Source organism: Campylobacter sp. CNRCH_2015_0814 (assembly GCF_025772765.1).
GTDB lineage: Bacteria > Campylobacterota > Campylobacteria > Campylobacterales > Campylobacteraceae > Campylobacter_D.
In genome coordinates this window covers 1-26,588 of sequence record NZ_JAKMSR010000007.1, presented here as the reverse complement: position 1 = coordinate 26,588, position 26,588 = coordinate 1, and the positions used below count along the sequence as shown (strand labels likewise).

The window sequence follows — 26,588 nt, the reverse complement described above, 5'->3', positions numbered from 1 at the left end:
TTACACCGCCAACGCTAAACAAAATAAACATACAAAAGCCAACACTGTAATTCTTAAAACCAAAGAATAATCCTTACCTATGCTAAGAGTCCTAGCAAAAGTTTTAAGGAAAAATGCAACACTATCTACCAAAGTATCTAAAATTTCTTTATCGCTTTTTCTTAAAAATTCACAAAATAAAGCATATTTACTAACAATAAATTGATGATAAAACCTTGGTATATAGTATTCATTAAACAAAATCTTATAAATACTTGTTTTAGAAAGTGATGGTTTAAACCAATTTTTCCAATAAGCTATAATAGCTAAAAGCACTCCAAGCACTGCAGCAGCACTTGCAAGCATCATAACTAAAGAATTTTGCCCATCAATAAAAGCTAAGTTTTGACTTACAAACTCCATAAAGCTATGCTCAAAAAATCCTGCAATAATAGCAAGCAAAGCCAAAGGACTCATCGCAAATAAAGCTATTTTACTAGCTTCATGAGGATGTTCTTCATGTCTTTTTGGAGTAAAAAATACAAGCATTAAAAGTCTAAAACTATAAAAAGCTGTCATAAAAGCTGCTATTAAAAGTACCAAGAAAATTCCATGATGATGACTTATAAAAGAAAATCCTAAAATTAAATCTTTAGAGAAAAATCCTGCAAAAGGATAAATTCCTGCCAAAGCCAAAGAGCCTATAAGCATTAAAATAGCGCTAAAACGCATACTTTTATAAAGCCCGCCCATCTTGCTAATATCAAGTTTATCATTCATCGCATGCATTACATTACCTGCACCTAAGAATAGTAAAGATTTAAAAAATGCATGGGTTGCTAGATGAAATAAAGCTATAGCATAAGCCCCAAGACCTGCTGCTACAAACATATATCCAAGTTGAGAAAGCGTTGAATAAGCAATAATTCTCTTTAAGTCTTTAGCTACCATAGCCATAGAAGCGGCAAAAAGCGCTACAAAAGCTCCAAGTATAGCGATAAAATATCCTACTTCAGGAACTTGTAAATAAAGCTCTCCAGCACGAATTACTAAATAAACTCCAGCAGTAACCATAGTCGCAGCATGGATTAGCGCTGAAACTGGTGTAGGTCCTGCCATAGCATCAGCAAGCCAAGTATGGAAAGGAAATTGTGCTGATTTACCCATAGCACCCACAAAAAGTAAAAGCGCTATCAAAATCAAAATCATATCATTTTCATGCCCTAAAGATAAAAGGGTAAAAAACTCATCGTATTTTAAAGAATTGAACTCTATATAAATTAAGAAAATTCCTAAAAGCAAAGCCAAATCTGCAATTCTATTCATGATAAATGCTTCATTAGCAGCAAAGGTGTATTTTTCATTATGATACCAAAAACCTATCAAAAGCCATGAGCAAAGTCCAACACCTTCCCAACCTATGAAAAGTCCTAAGAAATTATCACTCATAATCAAGAACATCATAGAAAAAACAAAAAGCCCTAAATAGCTAAAATAGCGATTAAACCCTTCATCATGCTCCATATAAAATATACTATATAAATGCACAAAAGTAGCAACTATGCTTACTACATTCATCATAATTAAAGTAATAGAGTCTATTTTAAAACCAAAACTAACATCTACCAAAGATATCCAAGTACCAAGTTCAAAATTAAAATGTACTCCATTATTTAATAAAACAATTGAAGCAAGAGCTGAAAAAGCTATAAATAAAGAAGCTAAATAACCTAAAATAATTTTCTTAGTACTAAAAGCAAAAATACCTAAAATAACAGCTGAAGCCAAAGGAGAAAAAAGTGCAATTAAAGCTAAATTTTGCATTTTATCTCTCCTTTTTCAGCTAAAGAACTAAGCTCTAGCGTTCCTGTTTTTCTGTACCATAAAACACAAAGCGCTATCCCAACAGCTACTTCACAAGCTGCAACCCCCATTACAAATAAAGCAAAAATTTGTCCTTCTATATCTTTATGAGAAGCTCCTGCTGTAACTAAGGCCAAATTAGCAGCATTTAATAAAATTTCACTTGAAATAAAAAGCATAATTAAATTTTGGCGTTTTATAATACCTATTAGACCAATGATAAACATCAAAATAGCCACAATGTAGTATTTTTCTAACATCATTGCTCATCCTTTTTTATATTTTTTTGAGTAAGTGCTATAGCGCAAATTAAAGCTATTAAAAGTAAAATTGCCATAAATTCAAAAGCAAGCATGTATTTTGTAAATAAAGTAAAACCTATTTGCTGAGTTGAATCAAGGCCATAAACCTCATTAGCTTCATTTAAGCCAAAGTTATAACCCATAATAATACTAATTAACAAAATAGCACTAAAAATCACAGCAAAAATAAATACTCTTTTACCTTTTAGACTTTCCTTTACTTTTATCGAAGCATCAAAAAACATCATAGCAAAACTATAAAGACCTAAAATAGCCCCGCTATAAACGATAATTTGAATCGCTCCAATAAATTCAGCATTAAGTAAAAAATAAAATCCGCTCAAAAACACCATAGCCGCAGCCAAAGAACTAATAGCATAAAGTACACTAGTACTTAAAACGCTAATTAGAAAAAATCCCAATACCAAAACACTTAACAAACAAAAAGCTATCGTTTCAAACATTTTCTTCCTTTGGGGTATCTTGCTGTCTTTGCAAATCTATCTCATAATAATTTGGAGTTTTCTTTACTAAATCATCAGCATCTTTTCTTAAACTACCACTTCCTTCAAATACTACTTGATTTTTAAGCTCATCGATAGGAGTTAAAAAATCTTCCTTTTGACCAAAATACGATCTTTGCTCTGCTGCATTTTCATACTCTTTGCCATGCACAATAGCAAGTTCAGGACAAACATCAGCGCAAAAGCCACAATAAATACAACGTCCTAAATTGATACTATAATTTTCAACCTTTTTACGTCCATCTTCGCTTAAACTTGTTTCCATTCTTATGCAATTGCTAATGCAAATTTTTTCGCACAAGCCACAACCAATACAACATTCATTTTCACTTTCAATAAAACGCATCAAACGATGTACCGCACGGTAGCGATTATCTAAAGCAACTTTTTCCATAGGGTATTTAATCGTTGCGCTATTATTTTTTTTAAACATTTCTCTTAATACGACAAACAAACCTACAAAAAGTTCTGTATTTAAAGAACGCTTGATTACTTGTATAAATTTTTCATAAGCATTTTGAGGATTTTTACGCTCAAAATCTACTTTAAAATAACCTTTTTTCATTGTTTTTCCTATATCACAAGTACTAAAGCACTAATTAATAAATTTAAAACCGCTAAAGGAATTAAAATCAAATAACACATTCTCATTACTTGATCAGGACGCAGTTGCGGAAAAGCCCCTCTAGCCCAAAAATACCAAAAGAACACAAAAGACACTTTCAAAAGCATCATAATAGCCCCTGGTATAATCCAAAAATCATTAAATCCACCCAAAAATAAAAGCGATATCATAATCGCTCCTGTTATCATGGCTGTATATTCTCCGATAAAAAACATACCCCATCTAAGCCCACTATATTCAGTGCCATAACCTGAAACAAGTTCAGTTTCGTTTTCACTTAAACAAAGTGGAGTTCTATTAGTTTCTATAAAAATAGCTATCACAAACAAAATAAAAGCCAAAGGTTGTTTAAAAATAAGCCAAGAAAGTATGCCTTCACTTTGATAGTTATTAATATCTACTAAAGACAAAGAGCCAACAAGCATTACAACACACACCAAAGAAAGTCCTGCAACACTCTCATAAGAAATGATAGAAACAAGCCCTCTTGCCCCACCTAACAATGACCATTTATTATTACTAGCCAAGCCTCCTAAAAAAATCGCATAAAAACTAACCCCACCCATACCTATGACAAATAATAAAGCCACATTAATATCAGCAATAATAGGACGAATCACTCTACCAAATAAAGTAAATTCAGGAAAAATAGGTATAGCTGCAATTGCCACAAAAGCACAAATTGCTGCAATCAATGGAGCGATTAAAAACACCACTTTTTGAGCATAAGTTGGAACAATATCTTCTTTAGTAAAAAGCTTAATCATATCAGCAACTACTTGAAGCAATCCAAAAGGACCTACCATATCAGGCCCTAAACGACGATGAAATAAAGCCAAAGCCTTTCTTTCAAGATAAGTTGCCAAGCCTGCTAAAGTTGCAAAAATAGCTATAACAAGCACGCATTTGATAATTGTTTCTATAATAAAAAAAGTAATATCACTCATATTTTAGCTCCTGCTTTTTCAAGCCAAACTTTTGCATATCGAGTATTATTAAACAAAGATTTAAAATCAATCTTACTATCATAATCCCCCAAATACGCTCCATTTTCTAAAGATTCATCACATTTTACACTTATAGCAATTTGAGTTTTTTCATTTTTTAAAATAACACTATCATCTTGGTTTAAATCAAATTTTTGCATTAAATCAGACGATAAAAATAAAGCTCCAACCTCATTAAAAGCTCTATTGCTAAGCTTTGAAAACTGGTGAATACAATTTGCATGATATAAGGTTAAATTTCCTTCATTTTGCTCTTTGACTTCTTGAGTGCTTAATGTTTTTTCAAACTCAAAATGAGAAAAATCAAGCTCATAGCCTCTATGATTTGCCCCACCATTATCATAATGATTTTCCAACTCATCAAAATCAATTGCCCTAAAGCCTTTATTTTGTGGTAAAAATTTAGTATAGTTGATTGTAAATTCCTCATCAAAACCTAAAGCATTTGCTAAATCATTTAAAAAATAACCTTTAAATTCTAAAGCTGCATTTGTAGGAACTAATCTTTTGTCATAATTTACAAAGCTACCTTCTTGTTGATTTAAACTAGAACTTGCAAGATCAAAATGCCCATCATAAGAAAAAGTAAAATCGCCTTTTTCGTTATAACCTAGTGTTTTTCCCGCTTGAAAATCTTGACTTAAATCACAAATTAAACTCACGCCTAAAGTATTGGTGCAAGTTGGATTTAAAAAGACTTTAAAATCAGTATATTTTTGCACCAAAGCACAAAGTTTTGCTAGCTTTGCACTTTGCTCATCATAGTAAAAATCACTTCCTATAATAAGTGTAAATTTTTGCTTTTTTGCGAGTAAAGTCTCTAAAATATCCTCATCTATGCCAAGATTTTTCGCATAATTTGATCTTTGCACCTCTATGCTTTTTTTAATTTTTTTAGGCACAAGTTTTTTAACTTCTTCTATAATAGTTTCGCCATTTTCATTTTGCTTTTCTATCTTTTCAGTAACTTCTTCATTAATAGTTTCTTCTATTTCTTTTGTATCTTGATAATATGCATTTTCTAATGTGTTTTTAAAATCCTGCGAAAGCTCTTTGGCAAATTTTTGCAAGATAAATAATAAAATACTTTCATTATCTTTAATATCATGATTAATCTGCAAGAAATTTTTAGAATATTTATCCACACCTTTATCTTTTATAGGGTGAAAATATAGTCCTGCACCTTTATTCATTACCAAAGCGTTATTAACTTTATATCCTAGCGTTGGCGCATCATAGCGTAAAAATGAACCCACAATGATTAAAAAATCACTTTGAGTAATATCATCTGTATTTGCATTATACATTGCATTTGCATTTTGATAAAAACAAGCTAGGAAATCTTGGAATTTTTTAGCTTCATGATTTATAAGATTAAGATTAAATTTTTTACTTAAATTTTGTAAGATTAAAGCTTCTTCGTTAGTAATAAAACTATTAAATAAAATATTTTTTATTTCATTATTTTTTATCATATTTACTAGTTTTTCAAAAGCTTTTTCGTCTTTACCTTGAACTTCATTTTGGGTATTAAAACCATATCTTGCAGCTTTATTTAGCGTAGCAAAAGCAAAATCATTACTCACTCTATAAATTTTTTCTTTTTGATTATTAATACTAGTTTGTTTAATATCATAATACATCAACTCACAATCACTTGAATGTGGATTACTAGCTGGAATTTTCTTTAACTCCCAAGCATTAGATGTATATTGAAAAGCCGAACCCACCAAAGCTCCCGTTGGACATACACTTGTACATTCTCCACAAAAAGAACAATCAAGCATATCGCCACTACTTGGCGCAATTAAACTCTTTTGAAATTTAGTCCAAATAGCTAACGCGTCTTTACTCATACTCTCTTTAAAACTTGCATCGGGCGCGTTTGCTCCTCTTGGAGTGGTTTTTAAAGCGCTTTCTCCTATTTTATCTTTACAAACTGTAATACATCTTTCACATACTATACATAAAGCTGGATCATAATTAATCTCGCCCCATTTTTTATGCTCTTTATGGGTATCTTTAATCCAATAATTTTGCACATTTACTCTTGCTTTGTGTGTAAAGTTTTGAAGCTCACATTCGCCAGATTTATCACATACCCCACATTGTAAAGGGTGGTTGATACAATATGCTTGCATGATGGCATTACGCTCATCCCATAAATTTGGCAAATCACTCTCTACTACCATACCTTCTTTAACTTTAGTATTACAAGAATAAACCTTTTTACCATCAGCTTCTACCATACACATACGACATGCAAGTGTTGGAGAACAACCATTTAAATAACAAATTGCAGGAATGAAAATATCATTTTTTCTTGCGACATTTAAGATATACTCACCCTCATTTGCCTCACATTCTATACCATTAATGATAACTTTCATTTTATAACCTTAACTTGAGCTTTTGAAAAAGCAAAACCAGCGCTTTCATAATCAAACAAAGCCACCGTGCCTTTTAAATCATGATTGATTTTTACTATAGTTGCAAATTCTTGAGTGTTTATTTTTAAATTAATTTTATCCTCATCCTTGACCTTAGCAATCAAAGCAAAAGATGAAGAACAATGCAAATTTTTATCCTCTAAAGGTGCTTGCATGATGATAGTTCCGTCAAAATTATCAAGTTCTAAAAGTTCACTAAAAGAATTTTGTATTAACAAATTTTCTTCATTTTCATTAGAACAAATCAATAAAAGTTCAAATTTATGACAAAGTTTTTCTAAAAAATACTTAATATTTTCAAAGTCTTTATGTTGGTATAAATTTTCATCAAAAATAATACACTTTGCTTCTTTTAAAAACTCCAAAATCTCTAAAGCCTCTTCTTCGCCAAAGCAAGATTCAGCACTTAAATAACCCTCATCAAGCTCGTTAAATTCAGTATCCAAACTCATCTTACAAAGTAATGCAAGCACAAAAGGCGCACTTGCAATCTCACATTTATAAAAGCTTGCTTTTAAATTTTTATCTTCTAAACAGGAAATATTGTAATTTTTACTTTTGTTAAGCTTAGCACAAAGTGAAGGATTTTTTAAAGAAAGCAAATCCACAAAACACAAAGCATTTAAGCCTTCTTGATATTTTGCTAATTTCATTGTCCTACCTTTTTAAAAACTATAGTCCAATCTACTTGATTAAATTTTAAAGAATTTAAAAGTTCACAATTTTGCTCTTTTATGAAAGCAAAACTTTTTTCTACATTAGAAAAATCTCCTATTTCAAACAAAACCACTAAAACTTCACCCATATAAGCATTTTGAATGATTTGTTCTAAATCCTTAAACAAATCTTGACTTTTTCTTAAATCCACGCGTCTCATCGGTCTATCTCACCTAAAACTATATTAATACTCCCTAAAATCGCCACCGCATCAGCCAAATATGACCCCACAAGCATTTCTTCTAAAAACGCACAGTGAAAAAAACTTGGGGTTCTAGCTCTTAATCTATATGGCCTACCGCTACCATCTGAGTGAATAAAAAACCCAAGTTCGCCTTTTGGACTTTCAGTTGGCACATACACCTCTCCTTTTGGTGGTTTTAAGCCTTGGGTTACTAGGACAAAATGTTGCATAAGCGAATAATTTTGTGTCATGATTTGCTCTTTTGAAGCACTTACATACTCAGGATGATTGCATAAAATTTCAGGCGGAGTATCTTGATAAAGCTTAGCACATTGAACTAAAATTTTCAAACTTTCTCTAAATTCTTGCATATAAACTTTATATCTTGCATAAGAATCACCCATTTTAGCCACAGGCACGCCAAAATCTACCTCATCATAAAGCAAATAAGGCTCTTCTTTTCTAACATCATAAGCAATCCCACTTCCTCTTAGCATAACCCCGCTACAACCCCAACTTAGCGCTTGTTCTTTACTTACCACTCCTACATTTTCAGTTCTTGCACGCCAAATTCTATTATCATCAAGCAAGGCTTCATAATCTTTTATATCATTTGGAAATTTATTGCAAAATGCTAAAAGTTCATCTAAAAAACCTTCAGGTAAATCAAGCATTACCCCGCCTATTCTCATAGATGAATGCGTAAGTCTTGCCCCACAATATTTTTCTATTAAATCAAGCACATATTCACGCTCTCTAAAGCAGTATAAAAATACTGTCATCGCACCAATATCAAGAGCATGTGTAGCAAGCCATAGCAAATGCGAAGCAATGCGGTTTAACTCAAGCAAAATCATCCTTATCACACTTGCTCTGCGTGGAATTTCCAAACCACAAAGTTTTTCCACAGCAGCTACATAGGCATAATTATTTGCACTAGCTGCGATATAATCCATTCTATCAGTAGTTGGGATAAACTCTTGATAAATCATATTTTCAGCCATTTTTTCCATACCACGATGCATATAGCCTATACAAGGAGCAGCCTTGGTGATTTCTTCTCCATCAAGTTCTAAAATAAGGCGTAAATTTCCATGAGCGCTAGGGTGTTGGGGACCAAGATTTACTATCATAGTACCATCTTCACGCTCAAAGCTTATATTTTCATAATAAGGTTTTAATTTAGTAGAAATTTGCATTTTATCTTCTCTTGTCTAAAATTTTTACTTGCGTTCTTTTGGCTTTTTTCACAAAAGGCACGCCACCTTCTTCTTGATATTCTTGTAGATATTTATCTTCTCTTGGAGCTTCACCTTTACCAACCTCATGATAAATTCTGCTAAAGTTTAGCGTATCTTTTTCATCTACAAAACCTGGATCTCTATTTTCCTCACCTACAACCTCGCGATATTCTTTTCCAAAAATTTTATCTATCTCATACCATTTAGCAAATTCATCACCATGCAAAGGATAGCTTTTTAAAAAAGGATGTCCATACCAATCATCAGGCATTAAAAGTCTTTTTAAATTCGGATGATTGATAATGAAAATTCCAAACATATCATATATTTCTCTCTCACACCAATTAGCACCCTTAAAAACGCTCATAACACTTTGAAGCCTTTCTTTTAAACCAACGAAAGTTTTTATTCTCACTCTTAAATTTTTCTCCATATTTAAAAGCTGATAATATACTTCAAAACCCTGTTTTTGAGCGACAAAATCAATCGCACTTGCATCAGTAAAACAACTATAACCTAAATTTTTAAGCTTACTAAGAATAGCAACATTATCATCTTTATTTATTTCAATCACCCAAAAATCAAGCTCTATAAAAGAATTTTTTAACCCGAATTCTTGGCTTAAAATTTGATAATCACTCTCAAAAGCACTATCCTCTGTATTTAGTTTTTTAGTTGCAGGTGCATGGTAAAATCTATCTTCATAATAATTTTTTAGCTGAGCATTTTTCTTATCGCTATATTTTCTCATCATATAAGCCTTTTTGGAGCTATTTTTCTGCTTGCTTTTTCTTTACGAATTCTTTTTTGCAAAATCATCAAAGCAAATTGAAAAGTTTCAGGGCGTGGGGCACAGCCTGGTACATAAATATCAACAGGAATAATTCTATCTACCCCTTGAACAGTAGAATAAGTATTAAACATACCACCGGTATTTGCGCAAGAACCCATAGAAATAACCCATTTAGGATCAGGCATTTGATCATAAAGTCTTCTTGTAAATTCAGCATGTTTTTTGCTTAAAGTACCCGCTATAATCATTACTTCAGATTGTCTTGGACTTGCTCTAAAAATCGTTCCAAATCTATCAAAATCATATCTTGCACCACCTGCTGCCATCATTTCAATAGCACAACAAGCAAGCCCATAAGATAGTGCCCATAAAGAATTACTCCTACCCCATTGCACTAACTTATCAACCGTAGTTAAAACAACTGGCGCATTGCTCATTTTTTGATACTCTGCCATGCGAATGCTCCTTTTTTATAAGCGTATAAAAAACCTATTGCAAGCAATAAAATAAAAACAAATACTTCCACTAAGGCAAATAAAGATAGGCCGTAATTTGAAAGCTCTGCGGTTAAATCTTTAAAAATCACTGCCCAAGGAAATAAAAATACTACTTCAATATCAAGCAAAATAAAAATCAAAGTAAAAACAAAGAATTGAGAATTAATTTTGTTTGCTTGCTTAGAAGCCATAGGCCCACACTCATAAATCCCAAGTCCGAGTTTTTTTCTATTATGAGAGGCGAGTTTGGAACCTATTTTAGAAGAAATATACACCAAAGTAAAAAATATAACACTTGCAATAACAAGCATTGCAAAGATGCCAAAGTATTGATGCTCTATAGTTGCGTGCGTCATAATAAACCTTTTATTCAAGCATAATTAAAATTTATTTTACTTTAACTTAGCTATATAAAAACTTATTATCAAAAAAATAATTTTTTAAGTATTTCAAAATGAAACAATTTTTATCTTTATTATAAAAACACTTTTTTATGGCATATATCTTGCAAGATTTTTTCTTGATGAGAAATAAATATATAAGTAATATCATGCATTTTTTGAAAAGCGTGCAAGTAGTTTAAAATTTTATAAGCAGTCACCACATCAAGCGCTGCTGTGATTTCATCTAAAATAAGCAATTTTGGCCTTAAAAGCAAAGCTCTAATCAAACCTAATCTTTGGCTTTGACCACCACTTAGCTTAGAGGGTTTTAAATTTAAAATATCTTTTTCAAGTTCAAAAGCATCAAAAAGTTTAAAAAGCTCTTCAAAATCAGGCTTAAGTTTAAAATTTTCATATACATCAAGTAAAAGTCTTTTAGTGCTTTTATAAGGATTTAAAGCTAGCTTTTGATCTTGGAAAACATATTGAATTTTTTGGCGTAATTTTCTTTGAGTATTAAAATCTAAATTTAATATATTTTCATTTTCAAATAAAACTTTTCCAGTATTTGCTCGTTCAAGCATACAAAGAATTTTAGCTAGAGTGCTTTTGCCACTACCACTTTCCCCACAAAGCAATAAATTCTCATTTTGATTTAAAGAAAAACTCACATCTTTAAAAACAAAAATTTCTTCTTCTTTTAAATACCAGTGTTTTTTAATTTTATAAGATTTGCTTAAATTTTTAACTTCTAAAAACATTTTCATTCTCAAGACAATTTAACAATTCTTTAGCAAAAACACCTTTTGGATTGCTTAAAAACTCTTTTACAGGCATTTGATAAATCAAAGTTTTATCTTCTATGATAGCCACCTCATCGCAAAGCTCTTTGGCTAAATTTATATCATGCGTGATGAAAATGAGATTTTTAAATTGTGTTTTTAGCTCTTTTAAAATAGCGATGATTTTTTCTTCATTAGCCCTATCAAGAGAACTTGTAATCTCATCACACAATAAATACTTAGCCTCGCTTAACAAAGCTAGCGCTATTTGAATGCGTCTTGCCATACCACCACTTAACTGATATATAAAAGAATGCCACAAAAGATCATGATTTTTAAGTCCCAAGCACTCAAAAAAATAAAAGGCCTTTTCTTTAATCTCTTTTGTGCTTAAATTAGTATGAGTTTTTAAAACTATATTAAAATAACTCCCTATATCAACAAGAGGGTAAAAACTCCCATAAACATCTTGAAAAAGCAAATTTACCTTAGCTCTTAAGGCATTTAGTCCTTTTTCTTTTAAATTTAAAATATCTTTTTGATCTATCTGAAATTTTTGCGCATTAAGTTTATAGTGTTTATCAAAAAGCTTAATCATGCTTTTTAAAAGCAAACTTTTTCCAGCTCCACTTTTACCCATGATAGCCAAAGCTTTGCCATCTTCTAAATTAAGATTGATATCTTTTAATAAGATCTTATCTTTAAAGCTAAGGTTAAGATTTGAAATTTCTATCATACTTTAATCTCTTCTTGCAAATCATTACCCAAAGCAAGCAAAGGCAAAATAAGCATAAGTATAAAGGCTACTGGAAAAACTATCATCCACCAAAACCCTAAAAACACGGCCTTGCTTGCTTCATTTAGCATATTTCCTAAACTTGGAGTCCAAAGCTCTACACCCAAGCCAAAAAAGCTTAAAGTCGCTTCACTTGTAATAGCATGAGCGATATTTAAAACAAAAAGCACAAAAAGCAAATTCCAACAAGAAGGCAAAAGCTCACTAAATAAAGCCTTCATTTTACTAGAGCCTAAGACAATTGCGTTTTGATAAAACTCAAGTTTTTGAAATTTATTAAGCTGAGTATCAAGCACTTTTGCCACAAAAGCAAAATGCCCTAAAGCGATAATAAAAATCATACTCCACAAAGATCCTGCCAAAAAGCTTTGAAAAAACATAATCACAAGCAAAGAAGGTAGTGCTAAAAGCATATCAAGTACTCTAGCGAAAAAAGCATAAGCAAAAAATCTTGTTAAAAACACATAAACACAAGCAAAAAGTACGCTAAAAAATGCTGCCATTACCCCTACAAACAAAGAAACACGCAAGGCATATAAAATACGCGTAAAAACATCTCTACCAAGCAAATCTGTACCAAAAATATGACTTAAATTTGGGGCTATTTTAGCCTTACTTAAATCCACTAAATTAGGATCATAAGAACTTATTAAAGGTGCAAAAAGTGCTAAAATAAAACTTAGTAAAATCATCATCACGCAAAACTTACGCATTAGCAAACCTTGGATTAATCATCTTGCAAATTATCTCTACGATCAAATTTACAAGCACCACCACTAAAATGCTAAAAATCACCACAGCTAGCACCACAGGATAATCTTTAAACAATATACTTTTAATCACCAAATTTCCCACGCCCTCATAAGAAAACACACTTTCTACTATATAAGTTCCCATTAAAAAACTCACAAAAGAAGCACCAAAATACGCAAGTATAGAACCAAAAGCATCTTTTAACACAAAGTGCAAATAAATTCTTGTTTTGCTAAGCCCTCTTGCAAAAGCACTTTCTATAAAGCTTTGATTTAAACTATCAATCAAACTTGTCCTTATAAAACGCACAAAAACAGCTAAATGTGAAAGCACTAAAGCACATACTGGTAAAAACAAATGCCACAAACGATTAAACACATCATCTTCAAAACCAATATCAGCAATAGCCGAACTTGGAAAAAGCTTAAAAAATACAGCAAAAACTAAAATAAACATTAGCGATAAAGAAAAAGCAGGCAATGCAAAAAAACTCATCGTTGAAAAAGTGATAAATTTATCCAAAAAACTATCTTTATAAAACACACACAAAAGCGCCAAAGCCAAAGACAACATGAAAAGCGCTAAAAAAGCTAACCCACCTAGTATAAGAGTATAAGGAAGTTTTTCTTTTAAAATCTCACTAACCTTTTCTCCGCTGATTAAAGAGTAGGAAAAGTCGCCTTTCATGGCATTAAAAAGCCAATTTTCATACTGCTCTAATAAAGGTTTATCTAAATTTAAATTACGCTCGATTTCTTCTTTTATTTTAAGGCTAGTTCCTTGAGGTACACTAGCAAAAACCACGCTTCCTTTAGCATGATAAATCATCACAAAACATAAAAAGCTTGCAAAAATCATCAAGAAAAACGCCCATAAAAGGCGTTTGAAAATGAGTTTTAGCACTAATTTTTGCTCCACTCATAAGCATTCCAAGTAAAACCTACCCCATGATGACCTAAAATGTGAGGTTTTATACCTTGGATATTTTTAGCAAAAACTAAAGGATAATCAATATAAGCTATAAATAAAAACGCAGGATCTTTATATAAAGCATCAATAAATTCTTTATAGTGTTTTTTTCTTTCATTTACATCAAGTGAATTTCTAGCCTTTGTTAAAGCCTCATCAACTTTAGCATTTTGATAATGGCCAAAATTCCATCCACTTGAGTTTAAAGCACTATCTTGAGAGCTTGCAAAAACTCTAAAGGTATGAAAATCAGGATCATAAGGACTACCCCAACCTACTAAAAAGCTATCAATTTTCGTATAATCAAAACTTCCACTTGGTTTAGCTACCGCTTTTGCTTTTATGCCAAGCTTTAAAAACTCACTTTGCAAGATATTTACCAAAGCTACTCTTAGTGGATCTTCACTCATAGCATACATTTCAAAGCTAAATTCTTTGCCATTTTTTTCTAAAATTCCATTTTTGTTTTTCACAAAGCCTGCTTTTGCTAAAAGCTCATTTGCTTTTTTTATATCATAAGCATAGCTTGCAAATTCTTTAGGATTTGCCCATGATTTTTCTAAAGGATGATTTGCTACTTTTCCAAAAGAATGCAAAAGTGAATTTACAATAGCTTGTTTATCAATAGCATAATTTAGCGCTAAACGTACATTTTGATCTTTTAAAAACTCATGATTAAAATTAAACATCAAAGCACGGTAATCAGCCGAATGTTCTATAAGCATTTTAAAGTTTTTATCATTTGCAAAATTTGAAGCTAGAGCAAAATCAACCAAAGCCACATCAATAGAACCATTTTTAAGCTCAATAGCACTTATACTTGGATCTTTAATGTGTTTTAGTATGAGTTTTAGTGTTTTTACCTTAGCTAAATGATAATTTTCATTTGCCTCTAAGATCATGTATTGACCTTTTTTCCATTGCTTTAGCTTATATGATCCTGTTCCTATAGGCATTTGATTAAATTTAGTAGTGTTTAAATTTTCTTTTTCAAGTAAGTGTTTTGGTAAAATCCCTACACTCAAAGCGTCTAAAAATGCAGGAAAAGGCTTTGAAAGTGTGATAGACAAGTGATAATCATCGATGATTTTTACTTCTTTAACTGCGTCAAAATTTACCTTTGAGGGTGAATTTAATTTCTCATCTTTTAAAGCATTTATACTAAATTCCACATCTTTAGCGCTAAATTTAGTCCCATCATGCCACAACACATCATCTCTTAAAGTAAATTCATAAACAAGTCCATCTTTACTAACTTTCCAAGAGCTAGCAAGATCAGGCGCTAAGCTCATATTTTCATCAAAGCGTGTAAGTCCTGAAAACACAAGAGCAATTGCCACATCATGATCTTCACTAAAAAGCGGATTTATACGCTCTGGCTCATTTTCCACTGCTATAACAATCGTATCTTTTGGCGTGATAGCAAAAAGATTTAAAGCACAAAAAAGCATGATAAAAAATCTCAACATAAAAGGCCTTTCTTATAAAATAAAGTGAAATTATAACGCTTTTTAATCATAAGCTTTAGTAAAAATTTCATTTTTATCATCAAATAAAAGTTGCAAATACCTCTCATACTGCTTTAGTATATCTACGATGATTTCTTGTTCATTTAAATACTCTATATTATAACCATTACGCGAATCAGCAAAGAAAGTTTGTGGCTCAAAAATAAATTCTTTAGAATAAGTTGGCATAAATTTATCATCGATTATGCTTTGGCTTGCTTGTTTTTTTACTACTTGCACTCCATAGATAAAATCTTTTGCAAATTCTTTTTTTATAATCAAACCTATACTTGATTTTTCTTGAACGATTTGTGTTTTTAAGCCGTAATTTTTTAGACTTTGGCTGAGTGATTCCATAGCATTTTTAACTTTGGTGTTTAAGAAATTTTGTATGTCTTGTTCTTTACTTTGTTTTAAAATTCTAGCTAGTCTTTCTTGCCAAAATTCCCCTGAAAAATACACGCTACTTTGACTAAGTTTAGTTAAAGAGTAATTTACATCTACAATTAAACCTTTAAGCAGTGAAAAACACATCAAGCAAAGCAAAAAGGCAAAAGGCAAAGCCACTATCATAGTAATACTTAAAATCGCCCCCAAACCACCTGAATACAGCAAAGAAGTAGCTAAAAGCGCGAGTACAAAACCCCAAAGGATATTTTGCCATTTATATGGCTCATGAGCACCACCACTGCTTAAAGAATTTAGCACAAATATCCCACTATCTGCTGAAGTGATGAAAAACAAAGCTAAAACCAAAAGTGCAAGCAAAGAACTAAAATAAGAAAAAGAAAAATTTTGTAAAAAATAAAAAAGCAAACTTTCAGGTGCTGAAGTAAAAGGACTTAAGATATCATTGAAATTTAAAGCACTATTGCCAAAAATGCTAAACCAAAGTATATTAAAACTAGTAGGCACTACAAGCACACCAAAGATAAATTCCCTTATCGTTCTACCGCGAGAAATCTTAGCAATGAAAAAGCCCACAAAAGGCGCCCAACTAAGCCACCAAGCCCAATAATAAATAGTCCAGTTATTAAACCACTCTATATGTTCTTTTTCATAATAATAAGTCTTAAAGCTCAAAGAAATTAAATTTTGCAAATAATTGCCAATATTAGAGCTAAATTGCGAAAGAATTTGAATGGTGTTGGTTGAAAAAAGCACAAAAAGCATTAAACACACTGCAAAAACCAAATTTGCCTCGCTTAAAATTTTTAAGCCTTTTGTCAAACCACTAATCGATGAAAGCGTAGCTAAAGAAATGATGATGATTATAATCACGCTTTGTTCTAAAAAGCTTTGCTCATTTAAAATGCCTAAATTTAAAAAGCCAGCATTAAGCTGAGAAGCACTATAACCAAGCGTAGTACTAATGCCAAAAACCGTAACAATTAAAGCTAGCATATCGACTAAATTTCCCCAAAAACCATAAATTTTATCTTTAAGCAAAGGGTAAAAAGCGCTACGCAAACTAAGAGGCATTTTATATCTAAAACCAAAATACGCCATAGCCAAAGCACACACCCCATAAATAGCCCATGGGTGAATTCCCCAGTGAAAGATAGTATGTAGCATAGCTTCTTCATCGCTTGTTTGCAATGCTTTTTTATGTATGAGAGGTTCAGCCACACCAAAATACATAAGCCCTACACCCATACCCGTAGCAAAAAGCATAGCAAGCCATGAGGTAAATTTAAAATGAGGTTTTTCATCATCATCGCCGAGCTTGATATCGCCAAATTTTGAAAGAGCAAGTGCGAGCATAAAACACACAAAAAAACTCACGCTTAGTATATAAAACCATGAAAAATTTGCAAAAATCCCGCTTTTGATATGATTGATAAAATCATTTGTAAGCTTAGGTAATAAAATACAACTAAGACTTAAGATGATTATAATGCTAATGCTTGGGATAAAAACTGATTTTTTAAAACTTGTCTTTAGCATGGTACTCCTTTTTTGGATAATTTTCATTATACCATAAGCTAAAAACGAGCAAAATTTAAAAACAAAAAAGGCTTTAACAAGCCTTTTTATTTAGCTTGGTACTATGGAGTTTTTCTGCGTATAAAATTAAAATATTTTATTTAATATAAGAGTTATTTATACCATCCACTTTTTTTGTTACTTAAATTTTTATAACACTTTTTAATCAGCGAATTGAAATATTCTAGAAGATATATCTAAACCATACGGCATACAACATTTATCCATAACAAATTTCTTCTTTTTTTTAAAAATAAATATAAATACTTTCATATAATAATTAAAATATAATTTATTTATTTTATTGCTTGAATGATAAGTGCATTCAAAAAAACTTTAAGTAATAAAAAAATGAAAATGAAATTTTCAATAAAAAATCCTAAAAATACAGAAAAAAGGATAGAAACTATAATTTCGTTTTTCAACTTCAATACTATTAAAACTAAAAAACAAAAAATAATAGTAATTAAAGCACAATATATAGCCAATCTAAAATACTCTTTTAAAGTATGAATTTGTTTTTGCGTTTTCTTCTTTGGATCTTCATTGTTTAACAATTTAATGTATTTTGATGAAAAAAGAATTGAAAGAGCGGTTAAATAAAAACCAAAACATATTGAAACAAAAGTAATTGCATTGCTAATAAAATTTTCTATAAGTTTTTCTATTTTACTATATTCAAAATTTAAATAAAAAATACTTATAAAAACCAAAACAATAATCAAAACAAAAGAAATAGATATTTTTGTTTTATCTTCATCGTAAATATTACCTAACATAACTTTATCCTTGATTAAAATTAATTTTTCTTAAAACCATATTTTTCACTTTTTGCACATCGTAAATTCCATTATCATCTAGTTCTAAATTAAACTCAATTTTTTTTAAATAACTATCAAGATTAAAAATACTTTCCACACCATCATCATTTTTGCCAATACATTTCATTTTTTCTATTTGATGATTGTCTTTCATTTTTTGTGCTTTTAATAAAAATTTTAAACTCCTAACACTATCAAAGATACTTTCTTTACTTATTTTTGTTTCTAATGAAAAACATTCTGTTGCTCCATACCCTAATTCATCTTCTACCATACTAAAAATATCTGATGTGAAAACATTCTTCTTAAATGTAAAAGAAATTTTTTCAATAGAAGTAATAGTTTCTATAAATTCTTCAGGCTTAATAAAATATTTTTTTATTAAAAAATTTTGCCCGAATTTTTCTTTTAAATAAAAAGATAAAAAATTTTGTTTGCGAAAATCTGACATATATAAAACAAGGCTGCGTAAATCATAAATGCAAAAAAGTTGCTTGTTTAATTCTACCTGTTTCTTTTGTTTTGGATTTTTTCCAGATTTTTTAGTTTCTATATCAAAAATTTCATTAGAATACGGATTTATTTTTCCAAATCTAGCATATATCCAAAAAATATTTTGATTAATAATTTCACAATTAATAATATACTCTGTATTATCATGTGAAAATTGATCCTCGCAAATATTGTGAAAAATATTAAAACTATTAACCGTTTGCTCATTTACCAATAAATTACATTCTACAAATTTCATCTTCACTCCTTGTTTTCAATGATTTTTATTTCTTCTTCGTTTAGGTTGTAAAGCTTGTAAACGATAGAGTTTATTTTGTCTTCTTGGGTTTTGGTGTTTGCGTTTTTGTTTTGTTCTTTTAAAACTAAAATCTCATCGACTAAGCTTATAAGCTCGTTTGCTAGTTTTTCATTTTTAGAATTTATTTTTGGTATAGGAAGTCTTTCTAAAAATGCTTTTTTGTATCTAAATCCATTTTCACCTAAGTTTCCACCGGCGTAAAATGTTTTAAATATAAAAGCCACAAAATCATTGTTTAAAAAAGCAATGAGATATTTTAGATTTTCCCCTGTTAAAATAAAACTTGTTGCTTCTGCGTAAAAATTTAACTTTGTATCTAAATAAAATTGCGGACTTCTCACAATTTCACTATATATTATTTTTTCCTTTTCAAACTGCGATAAATAATCTTTATTTGGATTGTTATCTAATTCAAGCCAATGATGTTGTCCTAAATATGGTTTTTGATCTGTTATAGGTTTATTAGTACATTGTCCTCTAGCTTGAAGTTTTTTCTTGTATTGTTTTAAATGATTATATATAGCAGGATATTCTTTTTCTAAAATTTTATAACTTCCAAATTCAAAAACTATAATCCACAAATTCGCCCACTCATAACTATATCTTTTTATATCTCTACCGCGTAGCATTTTGCGTATGAGTTTGGCGGTGCGTTCTTTTTCGGCTTCATCTTTGCATTTAACTAGAATTTCATCTCTTTTTTCAGTAGTGATAATAAAGGCTTCATTATAGCCCGTTTTTATGCCATAGTTTATATTAAGCCCATGCCAGTCTTTAAGTGGAGTGCCGTGCTTTTCTATCTTTGCTTTTAGTGCATTTGTGCTTTCATCGTTAAAAGTAAAGCTTTCTTTGCTTAAAGAATTTTGTGCGATTTTGTTAAAATCTAAAATGCTTTCTATGTTAAAGTCATTTTCTTTTAAAAGCTCGGTGTTTGGGGCTAGGTACTTAAAGCTACTATCTTTAGTTTTTGCTTTTTCAAAGCTTAGTATGGAAGTATCTACCGTAGCACTATCAAAGACTTTTATACCATTTAGATCAATGTATTCTAAAAGCGTAGTATTTTTAAGCAAAAATTCACGTAAAGGCTCTCCATAACCTGCTCTTGTGTATTTATTTGAAGTGATAAAACTCAATACCCCCCCCCCGTCTCTTAGAGTGTTAAAACCAAGCTCATAAAAATAAGTATAAATGTCACTTGTGCCTTTATAAACTTTATAATTTTTTGCTAAATTTGGCTTTAGTTCTTTGATGTCTTCTTGTCTGATATAAGGTGGATTACCGATGATGAGATCAAACCCTTGAAAATTCCCGCCCTCATCAAGCACTTCACTAAATTCAAAACGCCATTCAAAAGGATTTGCACTTTCTAAGTCAAATATACTCTCATAAAGCTTTTTAAGCTTTTTAAATTCTTTCTTAGCTGCACTTTCATCAAAGTCAAATTCAAACATATTTTTAAAGAAAAATGCTCTAAAATTCTCATCTTTTTCATCTTGTGCTAAAAAATCGCCGTATTTTTTAGAGTATTCATTAGCGCCGTTGGTAAGTTGCTTGATCTCTTTGGCAAATTTGTCTTTTAAGCAGAAATTTTTAAAAGTTTCTTTGAGGTTTTTGATCTCTTTTGCGATGAGAGATTTATCGGTGTAAAAGCCTTCTTTGTAGTCTTTGACTATGCGTTTGTATTTATCCATGCGTTCTTTGATGTTGGGGTAGTGAGAAAGGCTTTTGTGAATTTCAAAATAACTTATAAGCGAATTCCCGCATTTTATGTTGATATCGATGTTTGGTAGGGTTTTAAGATCATGATAGTTTGTATCATCAAAGCTTTCATAAAAGCTGTGTTTTAAAAGCTCTATCCAAAGCCTTAGTTTAGTGATCTCACATGAGTTTGGGTTGATATCTACTCCAAAAAGGTTGTTTTCTATGATGTCTTTTTTACGCTCGAAAAGTTCTTTTTGGCAAAGGTGGGTTTTGTCTTTGTCAAAATCAGGGCGTTTATACTCTAAAAACTGGCCTTTGTGATTTTGCACTAAAATTTCATCATTTTGCACGCTTAGGTAAAAGTCCTCTTCAAACAAACCAAGCTCATAATGCACCATAAGCATGGCATTTAAAGCTGAAACTAAAAAATGCCCACTTCCCACTGCAGGATCGCAAATGCGTATGGAATTTAGCAAGGCTAGTTTTTGTTCTTGAGGGATTTTTTCTTGACGCAACTGGGTTCTTAGCTCGTTTAACTTGGTGGCATTTAGCTTAAAAGTATGGTTAAACTTATCAAGCACGACTTTTTCTATACTTGCTTTACACATATATGAAGTGATAAAGCTTGGGGTATAAAAACTACCTTCTTTGTAGCCATTTAGCTTTTCAAAGACATTTCCCAAAACACTTGAGTTGATGAGTTCTTTTTGTTTGATGAGTTCTTCGCTTTGCTCATCTGCTCCAAAGTCAAAGCTGTCTAAAAACTCAAACAAATACTCAAGCAAACCTACTTTGCCTTTTTTGCTTTTGCCTTTGTCATCTTTTAACTGCGTGTGTGGGTAGTACTCTAGCAAAGCGTCATTTTCTAAAGTAGCGATTTCTAATGTGGTTTTTTCGATGGCTTGTTTTTCAAAAAGTGATGAATTTAAATAAGGCAAATAGCTAAATTTACTCTGCGCTCTTGTGTGCTTTTCTTTAGCTAAGATATCAAAGAAAAGGTGTGAAAGGGTGGTGAAATTTGGAATTTTTTCATAGTTTAAGAATTTTAGGGTTTTATCATCGTTAAATCTAACTAAATTAGACTCAATAAGCTTTAAAAATAAAATGCGATTTAGCCAAAGTATGATGAATTTTAACACCTCTTCAAAGTCATGCTTTGGAAGCTTGCTCGCTATGAGATGATAAAGTGTGCCTTGGGCTTGTTTGCTTTGCTCACTTTGTGTGATGATGAATTTAGAAAGCTGTTTACTCTCGCTTAAACCCAAGATGTATAAAAGCTCTTTATAGAATGCGTTGTTTAATGAGTTTGCGTCATTTGGGCTAAATTCATTGAGCAAAAAGTCTTTGTGGAAGGTTTTGAAAATGCTTGCTAGGTTTTTGAAATTTGACTTTTGCTTGTCTTTTAAAAAGGCTAAATCGATGAAAAAGCCTTTTAAGCTTTCTTTAGAATTTTCTATGAGCTTGCCTGCTTCTTTGTAAAATTCATCGGTATTGCCTTTAAAAAGTGAATTTGGGCTTTGAAATTCTTCAAAAAGCTTTTTAAAGCTTGTGTTTTTATAAAAAAGTTCTTCAAACTCACTAGCTTTGAAAATGTAGAATTTATAAAAGTCTGTGATGATGATAAATTTCAAGCTAAAGCTATGCTCTCTATTTCTAAAATAATACAAAATGGCTTCATGCAAGGCTTTGGAATTTGGCTTTGCGCGGGTGATGAATTCTTTTGAGTTGGGCTTTTTAGCTTCGATGAGAACTTCTAAGTCTTTACTAAGCTCATCTTTAGCGATGGCTAAATCAATCTCGCTTTTGCCTTTTTGCTTGGTTTTGATGTGGGTTTTGAAATTTAGCGTGGTTAAAAATGGGCTAAGTGCATTGGCGACTAGGTAGTCTTCGTTTTCACTTTGTGAGCTTTCAAGCCTTTTTATATACTGCGTTAAAGCTTTGCAAAAAGTGTCAAATTCATTTTGCGTAATTTGCTTTTTGCGGTAGTAGGGGTTGAAAAAATCTTTTTCATTTAGCAAAGTAAAGTGCATTTTTAACCTTTATAAAGAATATTTTGTATTTTACTAAAATTTACTTTAAAGGATTGAAAAGACTTTATGAAAATATAAAAACAAATAAATTACAAATCAATAAAAAATTATTAAATAATATTTAATTTTACATTTTTTGTGCTAAGAAATTTTTAATTTTATTGATATATAATAAGTTTATATCAAAAAAATGTCAAGGAGGCAAAATGGGAAAAATTTTGGTTTTCTGCTTAGCACTTGTTTCTTTTGTTTGTGCTAAAAATGAATTTTTTACAAGTGAAGTAAGCTCACTTTACTTAAGCAAAAATGACACAAAAGCTGTTGGTAGATTGCTACCTACAAATCCTTTTAAAGTATTAAAAACTGATGGAGATAAAGTTTTAGTCAAGATCACAGGCTATATTAATCCTGCTTCGCCTTCTGTACTTTATTACAACGATAGTCAAAGAATCATAGTTGCTGCATTTTCTAAAAATACAAAACTTGATTTTAAAACTTACACAAAAAGCAAAAATGGCAAATGGGATAAAGCTACCATAGAAGTTTGGACTGATAAAAAGGATTTTACAAAAAACAATAAAGAAATGTTTATAAAAGCAAAAGAACTTTATATGAATAACTGCGGAATTTGTCATAGTGTTCATAAAGAAAGTGAATTTAGCGCTAATGGTTGGCCTGCTACTTTTAGATCAATGGTAAATAGAACAGGAATTGATAAAAAAGATCATTGGTTAGTGATACAGTATTTACAAAAAAATGCAAAAGATTTTAAGGAGGTAAAATAAAATGGGGCTTGATAGAAGAAAATTTTTAAAAATTGGTGCTGGTTTAAGTGTATTACCTCTGGTTCCTAGTTTGGTTATGGGAAAAAGCGTTGAAGCTTCAACTATAAATTCAGGTTTAGTAAAAAATGGAAGCGTGATAACAGCAGCACATTGGGGAATTTTAAAGCTTACCATTAAAGATGGCATTGTGATCAAAAGTGAGCCATGGGAAAAAGTAACACAAATTGACAATCCCTTACAACACTATACAGCAGATATGATCTATAAATCACGTGTGAAATATCCTTATGTAAGAAAAAGTTATCTTGAAAATCCTGACAATCCAAAGCCTGAGCTTAGAGGAAAAGATGAATTTGTGCGTGTAAGTTATGATGAAGCTATAAAACTTATAGCAAAAGAACTTAAAAAAACAAGAGAGCAAAAAGGAACTCAAGCTATATTTGGTGGAAGTTATGGGTGGAAATCTAGCGGAAATATGCAAAATTGTAGAATATTACTTCATAGATTTTTAAATGTCACAGGTGGGTTTGTAGGGACTACTGGAGATTACTCAACCGGAGCTTCTCAAGTGATCATGCCTTATGTTGTAGGCTCCATTGAAGTTTATGAACAACAAACTTCATGGGAAAATATTTTAGAACATTCCAAAATAGTAGTTATTTGGGGTGCTAACCCTATCGCCACTTTAAGAATAGCTTGGACTTCAAACGACCAAAGAGGTCTTGCTTACTTTGAAAAATTAAAAAATAGCAAAATCAAGGTTATTTGTATAGATCCTATAAAAACTGAAACTGCTAAATTTTTAAATGCACAATGGATCTCCCCAAGACCAAATACAGATGTTGCTATGATGATAGGTATGGCTAGTCATCTGATCGAAAAAAATAAAGTCAATTATGAATTTTTAGAAAATTATACAAGTGGTTTTGATAAATTTAAAGCTTATTTAGATGGCAAGAATGATGGTATTAAAAAAGATGTAAAATGGGCAAGCAAAATTTGTGGGATTGATGAAAAAACCATTAAAACACTAGCTGAAAGCTTTTATGATAACCCTACCATGCTCATGAGTGGTTGGGGTATGCAAAGAGCTCATCATGGTGAACAACCTCATTGGATGTTAATAACCCTAGCTTCAATGATCGGACAAATTGGCACCAAAGGAGGTGGCTTTGGCTTAAGCTATCACTATAGTAATGGTGGGGTTCCATCATGCAAAGGTGGTGTTATAGGAGGTATTACAGCAGGAGCTGTGGGAATTTGGGAAAATGGAAAATTTAAGGGGCTACCAAAAGCAGGAGTTAGTCAAGGTGGTGCCGAATGGCTACAAAATGCTGCTAGTTATTCTTTTCCAGTGGCTAGAATAGCTGATGCTTTGTTAAATCCTGGAAAAGTTATAGACAATAATGGTTCTAAGATAACCTATCCTGATATTGACTTTATTTATTGGGCGGGTGGAAATCCATTAGTTCATCATCAAGATACAAACAATAATATAAAAGCATGGCAAAAACCAAGAACTATAGTTGTAAATGAAATTTATTGGACTCCAACTGCCAAAATGGCAGATATTGTAATGCCTACTACAAGTTCTTATGAACGAGATGATATTACCATGAGTGGTGATTATTCTAATATGAATATAGTTCCAATGAAGCAAGCGGTATTACCAATAGGCGAGAGCAAAGATGACTATGAAATTTTTGCTGATATTTGTAAAGTGTATGGAGATGATGTATTTAATGCTTATACTGAAAATGGTAAAAATGCAAAAGATTTTATCAAAGAATACTACAATAGCGCTTTAAAACAAACTCAAGCTTATGGGGATGTATTTGAACCAAAAATGCCAAGTTTTGAAGAATTTTGGGCGAAAAACGAGCCTATAACTTTTTCTCCAACTATAGAAAGCATGGAATGGGTTAGATTTTCTGAATTTATCGAAGATCCTATCTTAAATGCTCTAGGCACTGAATCAGGCTTGATAGAAATTTACTCAAAAACAATCGAAAAGTATAACTATAAAGACTGCAAAGCACATCCAATGTGGATGGAACCAATAGAATGGCTAGGAAATGCTACCAAAGAAACACCTTTTCATCTACTAACCAATCACCCAACAAATAGACTCCACTCGCAAATGTGTCATACTTCACTGCGTGAAAAGTATGCGGTAAATGATAGAGAGCCTATATTGATTAACCCAATTGATGCTAAAAAACTTGGAATCAAAAATGGCGATATTGTAAGAGTTTTCAATAAAAGAGGTCAAGTTCTCGCGGGTGCTGTTGTAACAAAAGACATTATGCCAAATGTTGTAAGATTATGCGAAGGTGGGTGGTATGACCCAAATGATGAAGGAATGTGCAAATACGGAAACGTAAATGTCTTGACTATTGATATGCCAACTTCTGAATTAGCAAACGGAAACATTTCCCATACAAGCTTAGTAAATATAGAAAAATACAAAGGATTACCACCTGAAATAACAGCATTTACAGCTCCAAAAGGCGCTGAATAAAACATTCTTTCTTAGAAGATAATTTCTTCTAAGAAAGCTAGATTTTTCAATCCATATGTTGTATCTTATTATAGATTTTATTATAAATTAAAATCACGTATAACACTTTATAATACAACCAAAAACAAAAAAGCTAAAAATAAACCAATTCAACTAAATAACTAAATTAGTCAACTAATTTACTATTTTCATAACACATAATCCTAACCTAACTAAAATACGTAAAAACCAAATTTATCAGATTAATAAAAAAATATAAGCAATTAAAACAAATAAAAACAAAGACGTAAAAACTAAAACCTATCAACCACAATGGCTTCAAATATCAAATTAAAGTATTGCTACTAGAAAACTACTATCCCACCCAAAAATCCACCACAAACTCACTTACAAATACACTACTTATAAAACAAAATCTATACCATATTTTATCCACCCTAACACTAAAATAATTTATTTTACAAGCTGAATAATAAAAAACCTAAAACTAAATCAAACAACTAAAAATAAAAATTAAAGCCCATCTGTAGTAACAACCAAGCTGACTAAACCACTAAATA

Annotated in this window: 23 protein-coding genes; 2 read left to right on the top strand and 21 right to left on the bottom strand. The window is 31.1% G+C overall.

The genetic code is table 11. The features are described 5' to 3' along the window. The 21 genes from nuoL to L8X24_RS04885 form a co-directional block, all read right to left on the bottom strand. On the bottom strand, positions 1–1,803 hold the full coding sequence (nuoL, locus tag L8X24_RS04985) for an NADH-quinone oxidoreductase subunit L (protein WP_263663871.1): 1,803 nt from the start codon (positions 1,801–1,803) through the stop codon (positions 1–3). Next, positions 1,791–2,102, bottom strand: a complete 312-nt coding sequence (nuoK, locus tag L8X24_RS04980; protein WP_087699810.1) for an NADH-quinone oxidoreductase subunit NuoK — start codon at positions 2,100–2,102, stop codon at positions 1,791–1,793. Before nuoK ends, nuoL begins: the two co-directional genes overlap by 13 nt. Beyond that, the gene (locus L8X24_RS04975) at positions 2,102–2,608 is read right to left on the bottom strand and encodes an NADH-quinone oxidoreductase subunit J (protein WP_263663870.1); all 507 of its coding nucleotides are present in this window, start codon (positions 2,606–2,608) and stop codon (positions 2,102–2,104) included. Before L8X24_RS04975 ends, nuoK begins: the two co-directional genes overlap by 1 nt. Continuing rightward, positions 2,601–3,233, bottom strand: coding sequence for an NADH-quinone oxidoreductase subunit NuoI (gene nuoI / locus L8X24_RS04970; RefSeq protein ID WP_039668894.1), 633 nt, complete (start codon positions 3,231–3,233; stop codon positions 2,601–2,603). Before nuoI ends, L8X24_RS04975 begins: the two co-directional genes overlap by 8 nt. Positions 3,234–3,241: 8 nt before the next feature. Further along, positions 3,242–4,240 (bottom strand): NADH-quinone oxidoreductase subunit NuoH, encoded by a 999-nt coding sequence (gene nuoH, locus L8X24_RS04965; protein ID WP_039619340.1) that lies wholly within the window; start codon positions 4,238–4,240, stop codon positions 3,242–3,244. After that, complete coding sequence (locus L8X24_RS04960; RefSeq protein ID WP_263663869.1) at positions 4,237–6,690, bottom strand: NADH-quinone oxidoreductase subunit G; 2,454 nt, start codon at positions 6,688–6,690, stop codon at positions 4,237–4,239. Before L8X24_RS04960 ends, nuoH begins: the two co-directional genes overlap by 4 nt. After that, entirely contained in the window at positions 6,687–7,403 is a 717-nt protein-coding gene (locus L8X24_RS04955) for a hypothetical protein (protein WP_263663868.1), read from the bottom strand. Before L8X24_RS04955 ends, L8X24_RS04960 begins: the two co-directional genes overlap by 4 nt. Further along, positions 7,400–7,627, bottom strand: a complete 228-nt coding sequence (locus L8X24_RS04950) for an NADH-ubiquinone oxidoreductase subunit E family protein (RefSeq protein ID WP_039642382.1) — start codon at positions 7,625–7,627, stop codon at positions 7,400–7,402. The genes L8X24_RS04955 and L8X24_RS04950 overlap by 4 nt, the downstream gene beginning before the upstream one ends. After that, the gene (gene nuoD / locus L8X24_RS04945; protein WP_039619347.1) at positions 7,624–8,850 is read right to left on the bottom strand and encodes an NADH dehydrogenase (quinone) subunit D; all 1,227 of its coding nucleotides are present in this window, start codon (positions 8,848–8,850) and stop codon (positions 7,624–7,626) included. Before nuoD ends, L8X24_RS04950 begins: the two co-directional genes overlap by 4 nt. Before the next feature lies 1 nt (position 8,851). Further along, positions 8,852–9,646 carry an NADH-quinone oxidoreductase subunit C gene (locus L8X24_RS04940; protein WP_412175329.1) on the bottom strand — a complete coding sequence of 265 codons (795 nt, stop codon included), beginning with the start codon at positions 9,644–9,646 and terminating at the stop codon, positions 8,852–8,854. Continuing rightward, positions 9,643–10,140, bottom strand: coding sequence for a NuoB/complex I 20 kDa subunit family protein (locus L8X24_RS04935; protein ID WP_039619352.1), 498 nt, complete (start codon positions 10,138–10,140; stop codon positions 9,643–9,645). Before L8X24_RS04935 ends, L8X24_RS04940 begins: the two co-directional genes overlap by 4 nt. Further along, the gene (locus tag L8X24_RS04930; protein ID WP_263663866.1) at positions 10,119–10,538 is read right to left on the bottom strand and encodes an NAD(P)H-quinone oxidoreductase subunit 3; all 420 of its coding nucleotides are present in this window, start codon (positions 10,536–10,538) and stop codon (positions 10,119–10,121) included. The genes L8X24_RS04935 and L8X24_RS04930 overlap by 22 nt, the downstream gene beginning before the upstream one ends. Positions 10,539–10,657: 119 nt before the next feature. Further along, positions 10,658–11,326 (bottom strand): ATP-binding cassette domain-containing protein, encoded by a 669-nt coding sequence (locus L8X24_RS04925; RefSeq protein ID WP_263663865.1) that lies wholly within the window; start codon positions 11,324–11,326, stop codon positions 10,658–10,660. After that, positions 11,310–12,083 (bottom strand): ATP-binding cassette domain-containing protein, encoded by a 774-nt coding sequence (locus L8X24_RS04920; RefSeq protein WP_263663864.1) that lies wholly within the window; start codon positions 12,081–12,083, stop codon positions 11,310–11,312. Before L8X24_RS04920 ends, L8X24_RS04925 begins: the two co-directional genes overlap by 17 nt. Continuing rightward, positions 12,080–12,856, bottom strand: coding sequence for an ABC transporter permease (locus L8X24_RS04915; RefSeq protein ID WP_263663863.1), 777 nt, complete (start codon positions 12,854–12,856; stop codon positions 12,080–12,082). Before L8X24_RS04915 ends, L8X24_RS04920 begins: the two co-directional genes overlap by 4 nt. Continuing rightward, positions 12,849–13,787: an ABC transporter permease gene (locus L8X24_RS04910; RefSeq protein ID WP_318529561.1), complete on the bottom strand. Its 939-nt coding sequence runs from the start codon at positions 13,785–13,787 to the stop codon at positions 12,849–12,851. Before L8X24_RS04910 ends, L8X24_RS04915 begins: the two co-directional genes overlap by 8 nt. Positions 13,788–13,798: 11 nt before the next feature. Next, positions 13,799–15,334, bottom strand: a complete 1,536-nt coding sequence (locus L8X24_RS04905; protein WP_263663861.1) for an ABC transporter substrate-binding protein — start codon at positions 15,332–15,334, stop codon at positions 13,799–13,801. A gap of 42 nt (positions 15,335–15,376) precedes the next feature. Further along, entirely contained in the window at positions 15,377–17,320 is a 1,944-nt protein-coding gene (locus L8X24_RS04900) for a BCCT family transporter (protein ID WP_263663860.1), read from the bottom strand. A gap of 335 nt (positions 17,321–17,655) precedes the next feature. Beyond that, the gene (locus L8X24_RS04895) at positions 17,656–18,138 is read right to left on the bottom strand and encodes a hypothetical protein (protein ID WP_263663859.1); all 483 of its coding nucleotides are present in this window, start codon (positions 18,136–18,138) and stop codon (positions 17,656–17,658) included. 4 nt (positions 18,139–18,142) lie between these two features. Continuing rightward, positions 18,143–18,931: a hypothetical protein gene (locus tag L8X24_RS04890; protein WP_263663858.1), complete on the bottom strand. Its 789-nt coding sequence runs from the start codon at positions 18,929–18,931 to the stop codon at positions 18,143–18,145. Between the two features lie 2 nt (positions 18,932–18,933). Then, positions 18,934–22,722 carry an Eco57I restriction-modification methylase domain-containing protein gene (locus tag L8X24_RS04885; protein ID WP_263663857.1) on the bottom strand — a complete coding sequence of 1,263 codons (3,789 nt, stop codon included), beginning with the start codon at positions 22,720–22,722 and terminating at the stop codon, positions 18,934–18,936. 206 nt (positions 22,723–22,928) lie between these two features. Between L8X24_RS04885 and L8X24_RS04880 the strand changes: the two genes are divergently transcribed. Both L8X24_RS04880 and L8X24_RS04875 read left to right on the top strand, forming a co-directional pair. Further along, positions 22,929–23,507 (top strand): cytochrome C, encoded by a 579-nt coding sequence (locus L8X24_RS04880; protein ID WP_263663856.1) that lies wholly within the window; start codon positions 22,929–22,931, stop codon positions 23,505–23,507. Between the two features lies 1 nt (position 23,508). Further along, positions 23,509–26,028 carry a molybdopterin guanine dinucleotide-containing S/N-oxide reductase gene (locus L8X24_RS04875; protein ID WP_263663855.1) on the top strand — a complete coding sequence of 840 codons (2,520 nt, stop codon included), beginning with the start codon at positions 23,509–23,511 and terminating at the stop codon, positions 26,026–26,028. Positions 26,029–26,588: the final 560 nt, after the last annotated feature.